Consider the following 18,829-nt stretch of genomic DNA (forward strand, 5'->3'; position numbering starts at 1 on the left):
GGCCCGAACTGCGCCGGGTCCAGCGGCGCCGGCGCCTCGTTGAGGTGCTGGTACATCAGCACCGGCGTCGAGTCCCCGCCGAACGGCCGTGCCCCGGTGAAGAGTTCGATCAGGACGCAGCCCAGCGCGTAGAGGTCGGCCCGCCCGTCCACCCGGCCGCCGGTCCAGCGCTCCGGCGCCATGTACGCCGGGCTGCCGACGATCGTCCCGGTGGTGGTCAGCCCGCCCGCGCCGGTGTCCAGCTGGGCGATGCCGAAGTCCAGCACCTTCAGCTGCCCGGCGTCGGTGATCATCACGTTGTCCGGCTTGATGTCCCGGTGCACCATGCCCGCGTCGTGCGCGGCCGCCAGCGCTCCGCCGATCTGCCGCCCCCAGCGCAGGCTGAGCGCGGGCTCCGGCACCCCCGCCCGCAGCACCTCGGTGAGGGTGCGGCCGGTGAGCAGCTCCATCACCAGGTAGGTGACCTCCTCGCCGCCGAGCTCGCACTGCCCCAGGTCGTGCACCGTGACGATGTGCGGGTGCGAGAGGTTGCCGGCCGCACCGGCCTCCCGGACGAACCGCAGCGCGGCCTTCGCCCGGTCACCGCCGTGGTGCCCGATGACCTTGACCGCCACCGGCCGCCCCATCCGGGTGTCCCGGGCCCGCCACACCACCCCGAACCCGCCTTGCCCGAGCTTCTCCACCAGCTCGTACCGGCCGTCCAGGACGTCCCCGACTCGCACGCGCCCTCCCCTCCCGCCATGACGCCCAGACTCTACCGACGCCGCCCACCGCCCTTCCCCCCGCCGTCGCCCTCCCCTCCGCCTCTCCCCCGGGCCCCGGCCAGGTGGAAGGATGGAATCGAATCCCCGCGCGAACGCGGCGGTGCGAACCCAGCAGAGCCCGAGGAGAGCGGCCATGGCCAAGCAGGCCCCGCAGAGCGACCCGGCGCAGGACGCCCCCGAGGTGTCCACGCCCCAGCACGCGGCCGCCGGACTGCCCGCCGTCGGCCACAGCCTGCGGATGGCCGCCGAGCAGATGGGCGCCCGCCGCACCCTGGCCACCCTGCGCAAGGTCAACCAGCAGAACGGCTTCGACTGCCCCGGCTGCGCCTGGCCGGAGCCGGACAAGCCGCACACCGCCGAGTTCTGCGAGAACGGCGCCAAGGCCGTCGCCGAGGAGGCCACCGAGCGGCGCGTCCACGCCGACTTCTTCGCCGCCCACCCGGTCGCCGACCTGGCCGGGCGTTCCGGCTACTGGCTGGGCCAGCAGGGCCGGCTCACCGCGCCGATGCTGCTCGACGAGGGCGCCACCCACTACACGCCGGTCTCCTGGGACGACGCCTTCGCGCTGATCGCCGAGGAGCTGAGGGCCCTGGACACCCCGGACGGCGCCGCCTTCTACACCTCCGGCCGGACCAGCAACGAGGCCGCCTTCGCCTACCAGCTGTTCGCCCGCCGGCTCGGCACCAACAACCTGCCGGACTGCTCCAACATGTGCCACGAGTCCTCCGGCTCGGCGCTCACCGAGACGCTCGGCGTCGGCAAGGGCAGCGTCAGCCTGAAGGACCTCTACCAGGCCGACCTGATCATCGTGGCCGGCCAGAACCCGGGCACCAACCACCCCCGGATGCTCTCCGCGCTGGAGCGCGCCAAGCGGGCCGGCGCCACGATCGTCAGCGTCAACCCGCTGCCGGAGGCGGGCCTGGAGCGGTTCAAGAACCCCCAGCACGCGCGCGGCCTGGCCGGCCAGGGCACCAAGCTGACCGACCTCTTCCTGCAGATCCGCCTCGGCGGCGACCTCGCGCTGTTTCGCGCGCTGAACCGGATCGTCCTGGAGCGGGACGGCGTCGACCGCGACTTCGTCGCCGAACACTGCTACGGCTTCGAGGAGTTCGAGGCCCAGGCGCGCGGGACCGACCGCGACGAGGTGCTCGCCGCGACCGGACTGCCCTGGGAGCAGATAGAAGAGCTCGGCGAGCTGGTGCTGAAGTCCGAGAAGATCATCGTCTGCTGGGCGATGGGCCTCACCCAGCACAAGCACGCCGTGCCGACCATCCGCGAGGTCGTCAACTTCCTGCTGCTGCGCGGCAACGTCGGCCGCCCCGGCGCCGGGGTCTGCCCGGTGCGCGGGCACAGCAACGTCCAGGGCGACCGGACGATGGGCATCTTCGAACGCCCCACCGCCGCCTTCCTGGACGCGCTGGGCGAGGAGTTCCGCTTCGAGCCGCCGCGCGAGCACGGCCTCGACTCGGTGGACACCATCCGCGCGATGCGCGACGGCAGGGTCGGGGTCTTCTTCGCGATGGGCGGCAACTTCGTCGCGGCCACCCCGGACACCGAGGTCACCGAGGCCGCGATGCGCCGCTGCCGGCTGACCGTCCACGTCTCCACCAAGCTCAACCGCTCGCACGTGGTCACCGGCGCCCGCGCCCTGATCCTGCCCACCCTGGGGCGCACCGACCGGGACGTCACCGCGCGCGGCGCCCAGTTCGTCAGCGTCGAGGACTCGATGGGCCAGGTGCACGCCTCGCGCGGCGGCCTGCGCCCGCCCGCCCCCGGACTGCTCTCCGAGACCGCGATCGTCTGCCGGCTCGCCCGCGCCGTGCTCGGGCCGCAGGACACCGTGCCGTGGGAGGACTTCGCCGCCGACTACGACACCCTGCGGGACCGGATCGCCCGCGTCGTGCCGGGCTTCGAGGACTACAACGAGAAGGTCCGCCGCCCCGGCGGCTTCACCCTGCCGCACGGCCCCCGGGACACCCGCACCTTCCCGACCGCGACCGGCAGGGCCAACTTCTCCGTCAACCCGCTGACCGCCCCCGAGGTCCCGCCGGGCCGGCTGCTGCTCCAGACGCTGCGCTCGCACGACCAGTACAACACCACCGTCTACGGCCTCGACGACCGCTACCGCGGCATCAAGGGCGGCCGCCGGGTGGTCCTGGTCAACCCCGCGGACGCCGACGAGCTCGGGCTCACCGACGGCGGGTACGTCGACCTGGTCGGCGAGTGGAGCGACGGCGTGGAGCGCCGCGCCCCGCACTTCCGGGTCGTCCACTACCCCGTCGCCCGCGGCGGCGCGGCGGCCTACTACCCCGAGACCAACGTCCTGGTGCCGCTCGACTCCACCGCCGACATCAGCAACACGCCGACCTCCAAGGCCGTCGTGATCCGCTTCGCCCCCGACAGCGGCGCGTAGCCGCCGGCCGCCCCGGGCGGCACAGCACGCAGGCCGCCCCACGTCCGGTGACGTGGGGCGGCCTGCGTGTCGCGGTGTCAGTGCCGCGGTGTCAGTACCGCGGTGTCAGTGCGTCGGCGTGCCCAGCGGCAGCGTGGCCGTCGCGCTGCCCGGGGCCGAGGCGGTCGCCGAGCCGGTGCCGCTCGGGCTCCCCGTCGGGGTGCCCGTCCCGGTCGGGGTGGGCGTGCCGGTCCCGCTCGGGGTGCCGGTCCCGGTCGGGGTGCCCGGCCCGGTCGGCGTTCCGGTCGGCGTGCCGGTCGGGGTCGAGGTGGGCGTGCCGCCGGACGGCGTCCCCGGGTCGGTCGGCGTACCGGTGCCGCCCGGCGTGGTCGGCGTCCCGCCCGGCGTCTGCGGCACGGCCGGCGGCGTCACCTCGCCGCCGGGGGCCGGCGTGGCCGGCAGCTGGTGGGCCGGGCTCGGCGCTATCGGCGTGACGGCGTCCCAGCCCGACGGGAGGTCGGGCACCTTCCAGGCGCCGCCGGCGTCGTCCGCCGCGCCGGACGGGTCGGGACGGACGGCCCCGAGGATCGGCATCGAACCGATCGGCGAGATCTTGATGAACGCGCCGGGCCGCGGCGCCTGCACGATCAGCCCGCCGCCGATGTACATCCCGATGTGCGAGGCGTCCTGGAAGTACACCACCAGGTCGCCGGGCCGCAGCTGGTTGAGCGCCACGTGCGGCAGCTGCGCCCACTGCTCCTGGCTGGTGCGCGGGATCGGCTTGCCCGCGTGCAGCCAGGCCTGCGAGGTGAGGCCCGAGCAGTCGTAGGCGTCCGGGCCGGTGCCGCCCCACAGGTACGGCTTGCTCACCTGCGCCAGCGCGAAGGCGATGGCCGCGCGCCCCTGCTGGGAGGGCGTGCGCTCGCCCTTGCCGAGCGCCCCGGAGGCGAGGAAGGCGAGCTGCGCCTCGTCCGCCTTGGCCTTCTCCAGCTGCTCCAGCTCGGTCCGCTGGGCGCCGGTCAGCGAGGAGACCATCTGCTCGACCGCCGTGAGGTCGGCGGACGCCTTGGCCTTGGCCGCGTCCTGCTGGGCGACCAGCGTCCGGGCGGTCGCCAGCGCCTCCTCGGTCTGCTTCTTCAGCCCGTCCAGCGCGTCCCGGTCGCTCTTCAGCTTGTCCAGGAACTCCGACTGCGAGCGGCTGGCCGAGGCGAGCAGCTCGGCGATGACGACCGCCTCGTACGGGTCCTTGGAGAGCAGCAGCTCCGCGTAGGCCGACGCGGCCCCGTTGCGGTACTGCGCGGCGGCGAGCTGCGAGGCGATGTCGGTGCCCGCGTCGACCTGCTTCTGCTGGCGGTCCAGCCGGCCCTGGAGGTCGGTGAGCGCGGTCTGCTGGTCCGCCGCCTTGGCGACGGCGCCGTTGTACTGCTCGGTGGCGGCCTCGGCGCTCTGGTAGAGCCCGTGCAGCCGGTCGAGCAGCGGGCCGAGGGTGGCCTTGGCGGCGGCGAGCGGGTCGGCGTCGGCGGCGATCCGGCCGGCTCCCGGGTCGGGCGCGGCCCAGGCGGCCTGGGCGCCCACCGGCAGTGCGAGCGCCGCGGCCGCGAGGACGGCTCCGCAGCGCAGCGCCGCCCGCACCCAGGGCCGTACGCGTGCCGTCTCCGCTCTCTGTCCCGCCCCGCCCATGGCCTGGTCCTCCCCGCCGCGCACTGCCCCTGTCCCGGCTTCCCGGATCCCGCAGATCCTCCCACGGGTTACTCGCCGGAAACAGGGCGCATGCGGACCGGGAGGTTAATTCTCGATGGACCTGTGAGACAGCTCTCAGCAAACCGGGTCGAACCGGCGCGTTCTTCGCTAATGTCCAGTTCAGCGCGCCGTATGTCACCTTGATGAAATCCAGTGGTCACTGCGAGTCAACCATCGGAACCACGATTCCCGGCCCAGTTCACCTTCCGTTTACCAAGCAGACTTACGGTCGCGACGTCACCAACGTCCGTGCGACAACTACGACGATTGTTTGGGTATGGAACACATCTCGTTCCTGGTAGCCGTTGTGATCATCACGGCGCTCGCCTTCGACTTCACCAACGGGTTCCACGACACCGCCAACGCGGCCGCCACCGCGATCGCGACCGGAGCTCTTCGCCCGAAGGTCGCGGTCACCATCGCGGCCCTGCTCAACTTCGCGGGCGCGTTCCTGTCCGTGAAGGTCGCCACCACCATCTCCGGCGGCATCGTCAACGAGAAGGCCGGCGTCCATCCCGAGATCATCTTCGCGGCCCTGGCCGGCGCCATCCTCTGGAACCTGCTGACCTGGCTGCGCGGACTGCCGTCCAGTTCCTCGCACGCGCTGTACGGCGGCCTGATCGGCGCCACGATCGTCGGCGTCGGCATGAACGGCGTCAACTTCGACACCGTGGTGACCAAGATCCTCATCCCCGCGGTCGCCTCCCCGTTCGTCGCCGGCCTGGCCTCCTGGGGCGCCACCAAGCTGGCGTACGTGATCACCCGCAAGGGCGACTCCGCGACCACCGAGAAGGGCTTCAAGACCGGCCAGATCTTCTCCTCCTCGCTGATCTCGCTCGCCCACGGCACCAATGACGCCCAGAAGACGATGGGCATCATCACCCTGACCCTGGTCTCGGTCGGCGCCCTGCCGCACGGCGCGCTGCCGCCCACCTGGGTGATCGTCTCCGCCGGCGCCGCGATCGCGCTCGGCACCTACATGGGCGGCTGGCGGATCATCCGCTCGATGGGCAAGGGCCTGGCGGACATCCGCCCGCCGCAGGGCTTCGCCTCCGAGTCGGCCGCCGCGACCGTCATCCTGACCTCCTCGCACATGGGCTTCGGCCTCTCCACCACCCAGGTCTGCTCCGGCGGCATCATGGGCGCCGGCCTCGGCGGCCCGAAGGGCGAGCTGCGCTGGAGCCTGGTCCGCCGCATGGTCTACACCTGGGGCCTGACCCTGCCGGCCGCCGCCGTGGTCTCCGGCGGCGCCGCCCTGCTGGCCGAGCAGGGCAGCTGGGGCGTCGCCCTGGTCGGCGTCGTGCTGGTGGCCGGCGCGGGCGCGATGTGGGTGATCTCCCGCCGCCAGCCGGTCGGCGCGGACAACGTCAACGACGTCGACGTCACCCCGGTCGAGGTCGCACCGGCCGGCGCCGCCGCGAACACCCCCACCCCCGCCTCGACCACGGTCGCGGCCTGAGCGCCGCAGGCCCGGGGCGTGTCTTGCGGGTCCTTGCCGGGTCCGCGGCGTTGGGGCACACACCTCGCCGCGTTGTCGTCGGTCGCCAATACTCCGCAGTGGCTCCCTCCTCCGCCTTGCGATGCACGCACCCCAACGCCGCGCCCTGATCCGACAAAACCCACAAGACACGCCCCGGAGCACTCACCATGCACATCAAGTGGAACGCCCTGGCCCAGACCGCCGGATTCAGCTTCGGCATCACCGTCGCCGTCGTCTGCGTCTTCGCGCTCGGCATCCTGGCGCTGTCCCGCCGCGAGGCCGCCCTGGTCGCCGCCCGTGAGGGCGGGGGCGCCGGGGCCGCGGGCGGCGGCAGGATCGCCCTGGCCGGCGCCTGCGTCTGCTTCGCGCTGTGCGGCGGGGCCGTCCTCTACGGGCTGTCGCTGATCGCCGGCAAGTAGCCGCACCCGGCACGACGGGCCGGGGAGTGCCTTCGCACTCCCCGGCCCGTTCGCGTATCCCGGCGGCCGGTCAGCTCTCCTGGGTGGTGGTCCTCAGCGCGGTCTCCCGGATGAACAGCACGGTGACGAAGGCCAGTGCCGCGAACGGGGCGGCGCACAGGAAGATGGTGCCGACGCCGTGGCCGAAGGCGTCCGTCACCAGCGGCACGATCGGGGCGGGCAGCTTGGCCAGGTCCGGGATGCCGCCGCCGGAGGCCGCGGGCGACGCCGGGACGTGCGCCGCGGCCAGGTTCTCGGCCAGGTAGTGGGAGACCTTGTTGGACATCAGCGCGCCGAGCGCGGAGACGCCCATCGCACCGCCCATGGTGCGGAAGAAGGTGACCACCGAGCTGGCCGCGCCGAGCTCGTTGCGGGGCACCGTGTTCTGCACCGCGAGCACCAGGTTCTGGCTGGTCAGGCCGAGGCCGACGCCGGTGATCGCCATGTAGACGGAGAGCAGCACGTAGCTGGTGTCGGCCCGGGCGGTGCCGAGCAGCGCGAAGCCGACGGCGAGCAGCGCGGTGCCGGAGACCAGGTAGGCCTTCCACTTGCCGTACTTGGTGATCAGCCGGCCGACGACCGCGGAGGAGACGGCCAGGCCGAGGATCATCGGCAGGGTCATCAGGCCGGCCATGGTCGGGGACTTGGCGCGGGCCAGCTGGAAGTACTGGCTGAGGAAGGTGGTCGCGCCGTACATCCCGACGCCGACCAGCACGCTGGCCAGCGCGGCCAGGGTGACGGTGCGGTGCTTGAAGAGGCTCGGCGGGATGATCGGCTCGGCGGCGCGGCGCTCGATCACGACGGCCAGGGCGCCCAGCAGCACGCCGCCGCCGACCATGGCCGCGGTCTGCCAGGAGAGCCAGGCGTAGTTCTTGCCGGCCAGGGTGATCCAGATCATCAGCAGGCTGACCGAGCCGGTGATGACCAGGGCGCCCAGGTAGTCGATCTTCGCCTTGCGCTTGACCACCGGAAGCTTGAGGGTGCGCTGCACCACCAGGATCGCGACCAGCGCGAACGGGATGCCGACGTAGAAGCACCAGCGCCAGCCGAGCCAGGAGGTGTCCACGATGACGCCGCCGATCAGCGGTCCGCCGATGGTGGCGAGGGCGAAGACCGCGCCGAAGTAGCCGCTGTAGCGGCCGCGCTCGCGCGCCGGGACCATCGCGGCCAGGCAGATCTGGCCGAGCGCCACCACACCGCCGGCGCCGATGCCCTGGAGCGCGCGGCAGGCGATCAGCTCGCCGGTGTTCTGCGAGAGGCCGGCCAGCGCCGAGGTGCCGATGTAGATCAGCAGGGCGATCTGGAGCAGCAGCTTCTTGCTGACGAGGTCGGAGAGCTTGCCCCAGATCGGGGTGGAGGCGGTGAGGGTGAGCAGGGCCGCGGTGATCACCCAGGTGTACGCGGACTGGCCGCCGTGCAGGTCGGCGAGGATGTGCGGCAGGGCGTTGGAGACGACGGTCGAGGAGAGCACGGCCACGAAGAGGCCGAGCAGCAGGCCGGAGAGCGCCTCCATCACCTGACGGTGCGTCATCTGTTGACTGTCGGCCGCTGCGGCGGTTCCGCTCGCGGCCTCGGTGGTCACGGTCATCTGGGTCCTTCGGCGAGCGCGCGGGATACGCGGATCATGAAATTTCGTTGCCGTAAGCAACCATAAGACTGGATGGTTGAATTAGGCAACTTTCTTCAAGGGAAAGTAAAGCCCTCGCCCACGGGCCCCGGAGGCCTGCGCGACCACCGCCGGTCACTCGGCCGGCGGCTCCCCCAGCACGTCGTTGAAGCGGTGCAGCAGCTCCGCGAAGCGGGTCACGTCCTCCGGCGACCAGCCGTCCATCACCTCGCGCACCCGCCGCATCCGGACGCCCTGCGCGGCCAGGTAGCGCCGCCGCCCGTCCTCGGTGAGCGAGACCAGCGCGGACCGGCGGTCCAGCGGGTCCGTCTCCCGGGCCACCAGGCCCAGCTCCTCCAGCGTCCGGATCTGCCGGCTCACCGTCGCCTTGCCGATCGAGAAGTGCACGCCGACGTCGGTCACCCGCACCGGCCCGGCCTGCTCGACGTAGCCGAGCAGGCTGTACGCCATCCCCTCCAGTCCGGGGTGCACCCGCCGTGAGAGTTCCGCCACTCTGGCCCGGCCCCGCCGGAACATCAGCGCGACCTCGCGCTCCACCGCCACCAGGGCATCCTCGTCGCTCACCGCGCCAGTATCGCGCAGCGGCACCGGCCGCGGCCCGGCGCGGGAGGTACGACAAGCCAACTACTTCATGGTATGAAGTATCGGTTCTGGAAGTACCGTTTTTCCCCGTTACGCAAGGAGATGTGGATGGCAGCCCCGGGGCAGGGTTTCCTCGCCGAACTGAAGAGTGCGGTCACCCCGCGCGCGGCACTGCTCGTGATCGGCGTGCTGCTGCTCCAGCTCGGCTTCATCACCTCGTACATCGGGGCGCTGCACAAGCCGGCCCCGCAGAACCTCTCCATCGCGGTGGTCGCCCCGCCGCAGGTCGCCCCCCAGCTGGTCGGGGCGCTGGAGTCGGTGCCGAACGACGCCGTCAAGGCCCTCACCGCGCCGGACGCCGAGACGGCGACCCAGCAGATCAAGGACCAGAAGATCTACGCGGCGCTGGTCGTGGACCCGACCGGCACCCAGGACACCCTGCTGGTCGGCGGCGCCCGCGGCCCGTCCGCGGCCAAGGCCGCCGAGACCATCACCACCGCGATCGACCAGAGCCAGGGCCGCACCGTGAAGGTCCAGGACGTGGTGCCGCTCGCCAAGGGCGACACCAACGGCCTCTCCGCTTTCTACCTGGTGATCGGCTGGTGCGTCGGCGGCTACCTGGTCGCCTCCATCCTGGGCATCAGCGCGGGCTCCAAGCCGGCCAACGTCCACCGCCTGGTGATCCGCCTCGGCGTGCTCGCGCTGTACTCGATCGGCGCCGGCGTGCTCGGCACGGTGATCGCCGGGCCGGTGCTGGACGCGCTGCCGGGCTCGATCCTCGGCCTGAGCGCCGTCGGTGCGCTGGTGGTGTTCTCGGTCGGCGCCTTCACCATGGCGCTCCAGTGCCTGTTCGACATCATCGGCATCGGCATCGCGGTGCTGATCTTCGTGGTGCTCGGCAACCCGAGCGCGGGCGGGGTCTACCCGGCGCCGATGATGCCGCCGTTCTGGCGGGCGATCAGCTCGTGGATCCCGAACGGCGCCGGCACCAGCGCGGCCAAGTCGGTCGCCTACTTCGACTCCACCAACCTGGGGCTGCCGATCCTGGTCCTGGTGGTCTGGGCACTGATCGGCATCGGCGTCGCCCTGCTGGCCGTCCTGCGCGGCCCGCGCTCCGGCGGCCGCGCGCTGGTCCCCACCGAGGACTGAGCCGCCCGCTCCCGACCCGTCACCGGGCCCCCGGCCACCACGGCCGGGGGCCCGGCGCGTGTTCCGGGGCCCGGCGCGCCCCGCGGGGTCGGCCGGGTCGGCCACGACGGCCCGGCCGCCTCTCACCCCGCCCCGAGCGGCCCCGGGTCGGCCACGATGGCCCGGACGACCCGCGCCGCCGCGCCCAGCAGCGGGCCCCGGCGGCCCAGCCGGGAGACCGTCAGCCGGTCCTCCGACCAGGGCCGCACCGTCACCCGGGCGGCCAGTTCGGCCCGCATCGCGGGCAGCAGCCAGGGCGCCAGCCGGGCGTAGCCGCCGCCCAGCACCACCTCGGCCGGGTCCAGCAGGTTGACCGCGCCGGCGGCCGCGGTGCCGAGCGCGGCACCGGCCCCGGCCAGCGCCGTGAGGGCGGACCGCTCCCCGGCCCCGGCCCGGTCGGCGAGCAGCGCCACCCAGTCGCCCCGGGCTCCGGTCAGACCGGCCGCCCGCAGCACCGCCGCCTCGCCCGCGTACTGCTCCAGGCAGCCGTTCGCCCCGCAGGCGCAGCGCGGCCCGTCGGGGTGGACCGGCACGTGGCCGAACTCGCCGGCGAAGCCGCCGGCCCCGCGCAGCAGCCGGCCGCCGACCACGATCGCCGCGCCCACCCCGGCCTCGGCGGAGACGTACAGGAAGTCGTCCGGGCCCGCGCCCAGCCAGCGCTCGGCCAGTCCGCCGAGGTTGGCCTCGTTGTCCGCCTCGATCGGCAGCCCGGCCAGGCCGCCGCCGGCGGTCCGCAGCGCCGGGCGCAGTGCGGCGGCCAGCGGGACGTCCTGCCAGTCCAGGTTGGCGGCCCGCTGGAGCACCCCGCCGGAGCCGCCGACCAGCCCGGGCACGGCCAGGGTGAGCCCGGCCGGGCGCAGCCCCGACTCGGTGACGGCCTCGTGCAGCAGGTGGGCGAGGTCGGCCATCACGGCGGCGGGCTCGCGCCCGTGGTTGGAGACCTCCCGGCGCCGCCAGGCGCGGACCTCCCCGCGCAGGTCCACCACGCAGGCGCCCAGGTGGCGCACCCCGATCTCGGCGCCGAGGCCGCCGGGCCCGTCCGGGTTGAGGCCGAGCGCGGTGCCGGGACGGCCGACCTTGCCGCTGGGCGCGGCGGGGCCCTCCTCGACCACCAGGCCGGCGGCGATCAGCTGTTCGGCGAGCGAGGAGACGGCGGCCCTGGTCAGGCCGGTCCCGGCGGCCACCTCCGCGCGCGAGCGCGGTCCGCCCGCGATCGTCCCGAGCACCAGGGCCAGGTTGGCCCGGCGCATCCCCTGCTGGCTGGCGGGCCCGGTCCGGACCGGGTCCGGCTCACGCATAAGGCTCACCTCGTCCCTTTACGGCACATCCGGTGGCATCCCGGGTGCAGCGTAGTCGGGTTCCGGGGGCACCGTCGTCGGCACCGGGACGGGCTCGGCCCGGGTCCGCCCGGCGGGCGGGACGAAGACCCACCGGCGCATCGCCCGGTAGCGGAACAGCATCGCCACGAAGGTGCCGACGACCATCCCGCTGAGGAAGTCCGCGACCTCCTGCTCGAAGGGCCCGATGTACGGCTCGCGCAGATCCAGGAGGTAGCGGGAGACCACCAGCGGCACGTCGTTGACGGCGATCGCCACGGCGCTGACCAGGACGAACATCAGCACCTCGCGCTTGTGGCCGGCGGCCCGGAAGGCCCAGCGGCGGTTCAGCACGTACGAGACGACGGTGCCGATCACGGTCGCCACGGTCAGCGCGACCACCGGTTTGTGCTCCAGCACCGTGAACTTGAGCTCGAAGTCGATCACCGTGGTGAGCACGAAGCAGCCGCTCCCGACCAGCAGGAACTTCACCAGCCGGCGGTGGCGCACCAGGAAGGGGCGCAGCCGGTCGGGCACCCGGGCCAGGGCGCGCTGCGTGGGGGACGGCATCTCCGCAGTCTCGCACGCGGGGGTGCCGCCGGCCCTTCAGATCGCCGGTGGCCCGTTCGGGTCGCCGGCGGCCGTCGGACCGGCGGCTCCCGGAGCGCCGGCGCGTGGCCCGGGCCGCCGGTGCGGGCGGCCCGGGCCGGCGGTCAGGCGGCCACCAGCACCGTGGCCCCGGCCGGCTCCAGCGCCAGCTCCAGCACCTCCCGCACGTCCGCCACCGGGTGGACGGTGAGCCGCTCCAGCACCTCGGCCGGGACGTCGTCCAGGTCGGCCTCGTTGCGCCTGGGGATGATCACCGTGGTGACCCCGGCCCGGTCGGCGGCGAGCAGCTTCTGCTTCACCCCGCCGATCGGCAGCACCCGCCCGGTCAGCGACACCTCGCCGGTCATCGCCACGTCGGTGCGCACCCTGCGGCCCGAGAGCAGCGAGGCCAGCGCCGTGGTCATGGTGATGCCGGCGCTCGGCCCGTCCTTGGGGACGGCCCCGGCCGGGATGTGCAGGTGCACGCCGCGGTCCCGCAGCGAGGTGACCGGCAGCTCCAGCTCGGCGCCGCGCGAGCGCAGGTAGGAGAGCGCGATGTGCGCGGACTCCTTCATCACGTCGCCCAGCTGTCCGGTGAGGGTCAGCCCGGTGCCGCCGGTCTCGGCGTCGGCCAGCGAGGCCTCGATGTAGAGGACGTCGCCGCCGGCGCCGGTCACCGCGAGGCCGGTGGCCACGCCGGGGACGGCGGTGCGGCGCTCGGCCGGCTCCTGGGCGGACTCCGGCACGTGGTGCGGCCGGCCGATCAGGGCGCGCAGGTCCTGCGGGCCGACCTGGGCGGGCAGCTCGCGCTCGCCCAGTTCGGCCTGCGCGGCGATCCTGCGCAGCACCCGGGCGATCGAGCGCTCCAGGGTGCGCACGCCCGCCTCCCGGGTGTACTCCCCGGCGAGGCTGCGCAGCGCCGATTCGTCCACGGTGACCTGCCCGCCGCCGAGACCCGCCTTCTCCAGCTGGCGCGGGAGCAGGTGGTCGCGGGCGATGGCGACCTTCTCGTCCTCGGTGTAGCCGTCCAGCCGGACCAGCTCCATCCGGTCGAGCAGCGGCTCGGGGATGGCCTCCAGCACGTTGGCGGTGGCGAGGAAGACGACGTCGGAGAGGTCGAGCTCGACCTCCAGGTAGTGGTCCCGGAAGGTGTGGTTCTGCGCCGGGTCCAGCACCTCCAGCAGGGCGGCGGCCGGGTCGCCCCGGTAATCGGAGCCGACCTTGTCGATCTCGTCGAGCAGGACGACCGGGTTCATCGAGCCGGCCTCCTTGATCGCCCGCACCAGCCGGCCGGGCAGCGCGCCGACGTAGGTGCGCCGGTGGCCGCGGATCTCCGCCTCGTCCCGGACGCCGCCGAGCGCGACCCGGACGAACTTGCGGCCCATGGCGCGGGCCACCGACTCGCCGAGCGAGGTCTTGCCGACGCCGGGCGGGCCGACCAGGGCCAGCACCGCGCCGCCCGCCCGTCGCCCACCGGTACCGCTCGTGGGAAGCGCTCCGCGCTGCCCGTCCCGCGGGCCGCCGACCGGCCCGAGCCCCTGGTCGGCCCGGCGCTTGCGGACGGCCAGGTACTCGACGATGCGGTCCTTCACGTCGTCGAGGCCCGTGTGGTCGGCGTCCAGCACCGCGCGGGCGCCGGCGATGTCGTACTCGTCCTCGGTGCGCTCGCTCCAGGGCAGTTCCAGGACGGTGTCCAGCCAGGTCCGGATCCAGGAGCCCTCGGGCGACTGGTCGGAGGAGCGCTCCAGCTTGTCGACCTCCTTGAGCGCGGCCTCGCGGACCTTCTCGGGCAGGTCGGCGGCCTCGACCCGGGCGCGGTAGTCGCCCTCCTCGTCGGCCGCCTCGCCGTTCAGCTCGGCCAGTTCCTTGCGGACGGCCTCCAGCTGGCGGCGGAGCAGGAACTCCTTCTGCTGCTTGGCCACGCCCTCCTCGACGTCCTTGCGGATGGTGTCGTTGACCTCCTCCTCGGCGAGGTGGTCGCGCAGCAGGGTGAGCGCGTACTCCAGTCGGGCGACCTGGTCGGCCTCCAGCAGCACCTTGAGCTTCTGCTCGGCGGTGGCGAAGGGCGCGTAGCCGATGTTGTCGGCGAGCTCGCCGACGCCCTCGATCTGCGCCACCCGGTCGACGATCTGCCAGGCGCCGCGCTTGCGCAGCCACTGGGTGGACAGCGCCTTGTACTCCTTGACCAGCTCGGCGGCCCGGCCGGCCACCGGAGTGCCCACCGAGGACTCCCGGAACGGCGTGGTCTCCACCCAGAGGGCGGCGCCGGGGCCGGTGGTGCCGGCGCCGATCCGGACCCGGCGCACGGCGCGCACCAGCGCCGCCGGATCGCCGTCCGCCAGCCGGCCGACCTGCTCCACGGTGGCCAGGGTGCCGGCCGCCGCGTACGAGCCGTCCACCCGCGGGACCAGCAGGACCTGCGGCTTGGCGGTGCCGGTGGCGGCGGCCCGGGCGGCCTCGACCGCGGCGCGCACCTCGGCGTCCTTCAGGTCCAGCGGCACGACCATGCCCGGCAGGACGACCTCGTCGTCGAGCGGCAGCACGGGCAGGGTGAGCGGTGTGGACGTCGATGCCATGATCTCTCCCCAGTCAGTGAACTTGAGTCGACCTGACTAAGGCTTGGCGGCCGCCGGATGTTCCCGGCCCTCTGTTCGCCGTGAGCGAACACGCATCGGGCCGGGAAGCCCGCGCCCGACTCCGTCAAGAGAGGGGTGGGCGCACCTCGGGGAATCCCGGCACGAGGCCCCCGGGGCCCGGACGGCCCCGGCCGGCCGGCGGCGTCAACGCGCCGTCCACACCCGCGCGGGCGCACCGCCGGCGGCCGCCGCGACGGCCGGACGCGGCCGGGGCGGGCGCCGCTCGACCCGGCGCAGCCAGCGCCACAGCGCGACCCCGGTGAGCACCGCGGCCGGGTGCCCCACCCCCGTGATCACGTCCTTGTCGGTGGCGATCTGCTGGGCGATCATCAGCCCCGCGCCGCCCAGCGCGAGCAGCCGCCCGCGCCAGGAGAGCAGCCCGGCCACCGCGCCCAGGCAGGCGAGCACGCCGTAGCTGACCCCGATGTCCAGGTGGTCCATCGCCTCGGGCGCCATCCGCCCGGTCTCCACCGCGGTGATCACCACTCCCTGGGAGAGCAGCGTGGCCGCGACGTGCCCGACCGCGAACACCGCCGCCGCCCGGGCCGGACCGACCCTGCGCTCCAGCGGGGCGAGGGTGAGGGCGAATCCCCACAGGTAGGGCATCCACACCTCGCCGGCCACCCAGAATCCGCTCAGCACAAGAGCACGCAAAGGATGCTGGAGCAGGTTGTGCCCGTCCGAGCTGGAGGCCTCCTGCAGCCGCTGGACGAGTTCCGGGTCGGCGAGCCCGGCGAAGGTCGTGGTGGCGCCCACGACGGCGAGGTACCCGAGCGTGAAGGGCGTGCTCCGGGGTGTCGGCACCCGCTCCAGCAGCCACTGGAGGACGCCGGTGCGCAGCCCGAGGCGGAGCATTCCGTAGGGCGCTCCCGCGCCTCCGCACCCGTCGGCACTCCGTCCGAGTCCCGCCATGCCGCCTCCGCTCCACGCCGCAGCCACCGGCTCCCCGCCCGGGCCCAACGTACCGGCGCGCGCCGCGGGTTCCGCCCGGTCGGGTGTTGTCGTGGCCACGGTACGTCGAGGTTCTGAGAGGCACCTGGGAAAAGCCCGTGAAGAACACCGCCGTAGCGGACGGCGGGATTCCCGACATTGGTCCAGACCTTCTCCCCCGCAACGCGGCAGCAGGGCCTCTGACCGGCGACTTGGCGTCAACTGAACTGCATACGTACCGTTACGCAGTGAAAATTCGCCGGGTAAGGTATCGGCCCGTGCCCACTCGTGCAGTGGGTCCGAGGGCGGCCCGACAGCCGGCCCACGGGCCGGAAACGTCCGGTCCACCTGCCGGGAAGCATCCGCTGTCCGTACGCTGCGAAGTGCGCGGGAGAAGTGGGCGGCCGACCATCCGTCCTCGGCTCCCGATCGCGCGACGGGACGGCGGACCCGGCACAGTCCACGACGGAACAAGACTACGAGCGGAGCCCCGCCATCCCCACAGGTGGCCGGCCCGCAGCCCTGGGGGCGGTGGCGTGACCGTGACAGAAATTCAGCAGGACAACCACAACACCGGTGGCACTGTGAGCAGCCAGCGCAGAGTCCTGGTGGTGGAGGACGAGCCCACGATCGCCGAGTCGATCGCCGCCCGGCTGGGCGCCGAGGGCTTCAAGGTCGCCGTGGCCCACGACGGCCCCGGCGCGGTCGACGGGTTCCACACCTGGCAGCCGGACCTGGTGGTCCTCGACATCATGCTGCCCGGCTTCGACGGGCTGGAGGTGTGCCGCCGGATCCAGGCCCAGCGCCCGGTGCCGGTGCTCATGCTGACCGCCCGCGACGACGAGACGGACCTGCTGGTCGGCCTCGGCGTGGGCGCGGACGACTACATGACCAAGCCGTTCTCGATGCGCGAACTGGCCGCCCGCGTCAACGTCCTGCTGCGCCGCGTCGAGCGCGCCCAGCAGGCCGCCCGCACGCCCGCACTGGGCAGCCTGCGGTTCGGCGAGCTGGAGATCGACCACGTGCAGCGCCGGGTCCGGCTGGCCTCGGGCGACGTCCACCTGACGCCGACCGAGTTCGACCTGCTCGCCTGCCTGGCCGCCCAGCCGCGCGCCGTGCTCACCCGCGAGCAGCTGCTGGCCGAGGTCTGGGACTGGACCGACGCGTCCGGCACCCGCACGGTGGACAGCCACGTCAAGGCGCTGCGCCGGAAGATCGGCGCCAGCTGGATCCGCACCGTCCACGGAGTCGGCTACGCCCTGGAGGCCCCGCTCTCCTGACGGCATCGATCGGGCGACGGGCCACCGGGGGGCCCGTGTCCGGACGACGCCGTGCCACCACGCGGGGGGACGACGCGGGGACCACAGGGGACAATGACCTTTCCACAGCAACGCAACGGGGAATCCGACGGCACGCGGCAGCAGAACCTGGCCGCCCGCGCCGCCCGCCGGGTCTGGGCCGACATCCGGCCGCTCGATCCGGTCCGCTCGATCAAGGGCAAACTCACCCTGCTCGTGATCGTCTCCGTGTTCCTGGCCACCGGGATGGTGGTCGTGGCGATCCGGTCCGAGACCCAGATCCGGATCATCATGGTCTTCTCCATGATCGCCTCGCTGCTCTTCATGCAGTTCCTCGCGCACGGGCTCACCGCCCCCCTGCGCGAGATGACGGCCGCCGCCCGCGCGATGGCCTCCGGGGACTACACCCGCCGGGTCGAGGCGGGCTCGCGCGACGAGATCGGCGAGCTGGCGGCCGCGTTCAACGCCATGGCCGCCGACCTCCAGGCCGCCGACCGGCACCGCCGGGAGCTGGTCGCCAACGTGTCGCACGAACTGCGCACGCCGATCGCCGCGCTGCGCGCCGTCCTGGAGAACGTGGTGGACGGCGTCGTCCAGCCCAATCCGGCCACCCTGGGAGCGGCGCTGGAGCAGACCGAGCGGCTCGGCCGGCTGGTCACCCACCTGCTCGACCTCTCCAAGATCGACGACGGCGTGGTCGACCTGGACGCCCGCCCCTTCGAGGTGCGCGAGTTCCTGGACGGCGTGCTGCGCGGGGTCACCGTGGACGGCGCCACGGCCGGCGGCGCCTTCTCCCGGCGCGGGGACGTCCGGCTGGCCCTGGAGGTCAGCCCCACCGGCCTGACCGGCGTGGCGGACCCGGAACGGCTCCACCAGGTGGTCGCCAACCTGGTCGACAACGCCTGCAAGCACTCCCCGCCCGGCGGCACCGTGACGGTGCGGGCGAGACCGGAGGGCGAGGAGGGTGGCCTGCTGCTGGAGGTCGAGGACGAGGGCCCCGGCATCCCGCCGGCCGACCGCACCCGGGTCTTCGACCGGTTCAGCCGCAGCGGCACCGCGACCGCCGCCGGACCGGGGGCGGACGGCGGCACCGGACTGGGTCTGGCCATCGCCCGCTGGGCGGTGGACCTGCACGGCGGGCGGATCGCGGTGGCCGAGTCCCCGCGCGGCTGCCGGATCGAGGTCCGGCTGCCCGGACCGCGCCCAGGTGACGGTCGGGACATTTGTCACAGATCCGACACAGAGGCATACGAAGATCGTTAGAGGATTCGACCGAGTTTTTGTCCGGTTTGGTCCTACTATGCCCACGGATCGGCACCGATCGGTTCCCCTCAGATGCGGCTTTCTAACGCACTTTTTCAGCCAAAGTGCAGGTCAGCACTGTGATCTGGGCGACGCCTGGGCCCCGGGGACTGCGCGATCACTGGTCAGGGGCGTAGCCTTAATCCCCGCTGTCCAAACATCCCAAAAGGAAGCGGAAGAGGGCGGTTGCCGCCGTGTCGCCACAGTCCCCTGAAACCCCCAACAGCTCGGCAAGCTCCACTGGCTTCGGCCCCAATGAGTGGCTCGTCGACGAGATCTACCAGCAGTACCTCCAGGACCCGAACTCGGTCGACCGAGCCTGGTGGGACTTTTTCGCCGACTACAAGCCCGGTACCGAGGTGACCCCAGTGACCCAGGCCGCGACCCAGGCCGGCTCCGCGCCGACCCCTGCCGCTGCCCCCGCGCCCGCTGCTGCTCCGGCCGCGCCCGCCGCGGCTGCCGCTCCGGCCGCGCCCGCCGCCGCCCCGGCTGCTCCGGCCGCCCCGGCCCCGGCCGCCGCTCCGGCTC

General features: G+C 73.4%; 15 protein-coding genes. 7 read left to right on the top strand and 8 right to left on the bottom strand.

What is annotated here, in order from left to right; all coding sequences use genetic code 11:
• On the bottom strand, positions 1 to 722 hold a 722-nt coding region (locus ACWGKU_RS34885), incomplete at its 3' end, for a serine/threonine-protein kinase (RefSeq protein ID WP_452191702.1).
• A 175-nt stretch (positions 723 to 897) separates the two neighbouring features.
• On the opposite strand from ACWGKU_RS34885, the gene ACWGKU_RS34890 reads away from it, so the two are divergent.
• A complete protein-coding gene (locus ACWGKU_RS34890; protein ID WP_401052024.1) occupies positions 898 to 3,177 on the top strand; it encodes an FdhF/YdeP family oxidoreductase in 2,280 nt (759 codons plus the stop codon).
• A 105-nt stretch (positions 3,178 to 3,282) separates the two neighbouring features.
• Here the strand turns inward: ACWGKU_RS34890 and ACWGKU_RS34895 are convergent, their stop codons facing one another.
• Positions 3,283 to 4,836 (bottom strand): C40 family peptidase, encoded by a 1,554-nt coding sequence (locus ACWGKU_RS34895; protein ID WP_401052021.1) that lies wholly within the window; start codon positions 4,834 to 4,836, stop codon positions 3,283 to 3,285.
• 337 nt (positions 4,837 to 5,173) lie between these two features.
• Between ACWGKU_RS34895 and ACWGKU_RS34900 the strand changes: the two genes are divergently transcribed.
• Positions 5,174 to 6,355, top strand: coding sequence for an inorganic phosphate transporter (locus ACWGKU_RS34900; protein ID WP_359904449.1), 1,182 nt, complete (start codon positions 5,174 to 5,176; stop codon positions 6,353 to 6,355).
• Between the two features lie 188 nt (positions 6,356 to 6,543).
• Positions 6,544 to 6,795, top strand: coding sequence for a hypothetical protein (locus ACWGKU_RS34905; RefSeq protein WP_401047695.1), 252 nt, complete (start codon positions 6,544 to 6,546; stop codon positions 6,793 to 6,795).
• Positions 6,796 to 6,865: 70 nt separating this feature from the next.
• On the opposite strand, the gene ACWGKU_RS34910 is transcribed toward ACWGKU_RS34905, so the two are convergent.
• On the bottom strand, positions 6,866 to 8,422 hold the full coding sequence (locus ACWGKU_RS34910) for an MDR family MFS transporter (protein ID WP_359904454.1): 1,557 nt from the start codon (positions 8,420 to 8,422) through the stop codon (positions 6,866 to 6,868).
• A 153-nt stretch (positions 8,423 to 8,575) separates the two neighbouring features.
• Complete coding sequence (locus ACWGKU_RS34915) at positions 8,576 to 9,025, bottom strand: MarR family winged helix-turn-helix transcriptional regulator (RefSeq protein ID WP_380550118.1); 450 nt, start codon at positions 9,023 to 9,025, stop codon at positions 8,576 to 8,578.
• 126 nt (positions 9,026 to 9,151) lie between these two features.
• Between ACWGKU_RS34915 and ACWGKU_RS34920 the strand changes: the two genes are divergently transcribed.
• Positions 9,152 to 10,192 (top strand): DUF3533 domain-containing protein, encoded by a 1,041-nt coding sequence (locus ACWGKU_RS34920; protein ID WP_401047692.1) that lies wholly within the window; start codon positions 9,152 to 9,154, stop codon positions 10,190 to 10,192.
• 122 nt (positions 10,193 to 10,314) lie between these two features.
• Here ACWGKU_RS34920 and ACWGKU_RS34925 read toward each other — a convergent pair whose 3' ends face one another.
• From ACWGKU_RS34925 to ACWGKU_RS34940, 4 genes are all read right to left on the bottom strand, one after another.
• Complete coding sequence (locus ACWGKU_RS34925) at positions 10,315 to 11,529, bottom strand: ROK family transcriptional regulator (protein WP_452177035.1); 1,215 nt, start codon at positions 11,527 to 11,529, stop codon at positions 10,315 to 10,317.
• Positions 11,530 to 11,547: 18 nt separating this feature from the next.
• Positions 11,548 to 12,117 (bottom strand): GtrA family protein, encoded by a 570-nt coding sequence (locus ACWGKU_RS34930; RefSeq protein WP_401044865.1) that lies wholly within the window; start codon positions 12,115 to 12,117, stop codon positions 11,548 to 11,550.
• Positions 12,118 to 12,260: 143 nt separating this feature from the next.
• On the bottom strand, positions 12,261 to 14,711 hold the full coding sequence (lon, locus tag ACWGKU_RS34935; protein ID WP_401044868.1) for an endopeptidase La: 2,451 nt from the start codon (positions 14,709 to 14,711) through the stop codon (positions 12,261 to 12,263).
• Between the two features lie 204 nt (positions 14,712 to 14,915).
• Positions 14,916 to 15,626 (bottom strand): rhomboid-like protein, encoded by a 711-nt coding sequence (locus tag ACWGKU_RS34940; protein WP_401044871.1) that lies wholly within the window; start codon positions 15,624 to 15,626, stop codon positions 14,916 to 14,918.
• Positions 15,627 to 16,243: 617 nt separating this feature from the next.
• Here ACWGKU_RS34940 and ACWGKU_RS34945 point away from each other — a divergent pair.
• The 3 genes from ACWGKU_RS34945 to ACWGKU_RS34955 form a co-directional block, all read left to right on the top strand.
• Entirely contained in the window at positions 16,244 to 16,981 is a 738-nt protein-coding gene (locus tag ACWGKU_RS34945) for a response regulator transcription factor (protein WP_030057574.1), read from the top strand.
• A gap of 93 nt (positions 16,982 to 17,074) precedes the next feature.
• Positions 17,075 to 18,262 carry a sensor histidine kinase gene (locus ACWGKU_RS34950; protein WP_401044873.1) on the top strand — a complete coding sequence of 396 codons (1,188 nt, stop codon included), beginning with the start codon at positions 17,075 to 17,077 and terminating at the stop codon, positions 18,260 to 18,262.
• 233 nt (positions 18,263 to 18,495) lie between these two features.
• Positions 18,496 to 18,829, top strand: a 334-nt coding sequence (locus tag ACWGKU_RS34955) for a 2-oxoglutarate dehydrogenase E1 subunit family protein (RefSeq protein WP_391540182.1), incomplete at its 3' end; no start/stop codon positions are given.

The sequence above is a fragment of the Kitasatospora sp. NPDC054768 genome (assembly GCF_053612025.1).

What these genes read in the sequence shown, in the direction of transcription:
- ACWGKU_RS34890 (WP_401052024.1), top strand. Translation starts at nt 898, where the DNA reads ATGGCCAAGCAGGCCCCGCAGAGCGACCCGGCGCAGGACGCCCCCGAG.
- ACWGKU_RS34895 (WP_401052021.1), bottom strand. Translation starts at nt 4,836, where the DNA reads ATGGGCGGGGCGGGACAGAGAGCGGAGACGGCACGCGTACGGCCCTGG.
- ACWGKU_RS34900 (WP_359904449.1), top strand. Translation starts at nt 5,174, where the DNA reads ATGGAACACATCTCGTTCCTGGTAGCCGTTGTGATCATCACGGCGCTC.
- ACWGKU_RS34905 (WP_401047695.1), top strand. Translation starts at nt 6,544, where the DNA reads ATGCACATCAAGTGGAACGCCCTGGCCCAGACCGCCGGATTCAGCTTC.
- ACWGKU_RS34910 (WP_359904454.1), bottom strand. Translation starts at nt 8,422, where the DNA reads ATGACCGTGACCACCGAGGCCGCGAGCGGAACCGCCGCAGCGGCCGAC.
- ACWGKU_RS34920 (WP_401047692.1), top strand. Translation starts at nt 9,152, where the DNA reads ATGGCAGCCCCGGGGCAGGGTTTCCTCGCCGAACTGAAGAGTGCGGTC.
- ACWGKU_RS34925 (WP_452177035.1), bottom strand. Translation starts at nt 11,529, where the DNA reads ATGCGTGAGCCGGACCCGGTCCGGACCGGGCCCGCCAGCCAGCAGGGG.
- ACWGKU_RS34930 (WP_401044865.1), bottom strand. Translation starts at nt 12,117, where the DNA reads ATGCCGTCCCCCACGCAGCGCGCCCTGGCCCGGGTGCCCGACCGGCTG.
- lon (WP_401044868.1), bottom strand. Translation starts at nt 14,711, where the DNA reads ATGGCATCGACGTCCACACCGCTCACCCTGCCCGTGCTGCCGCTCGAC.
- ACWGKU_RS34940 (WP_401044871.1), bottom strand. Translation starts at nt 15,626, where the DNA reads ATGCTCCGCCTCGGGCTGCGCACCGGCGTCCTCCAGTGGCTGCTGGAG.
- ACWGKU_RS34950 (WP_401044873.1), top strand. Translation starts at nt 17,075, where the DNA reads ATGACCTTTCCACAGCAACGCAACGGGGAATCCGACGGCACGCGGCAG.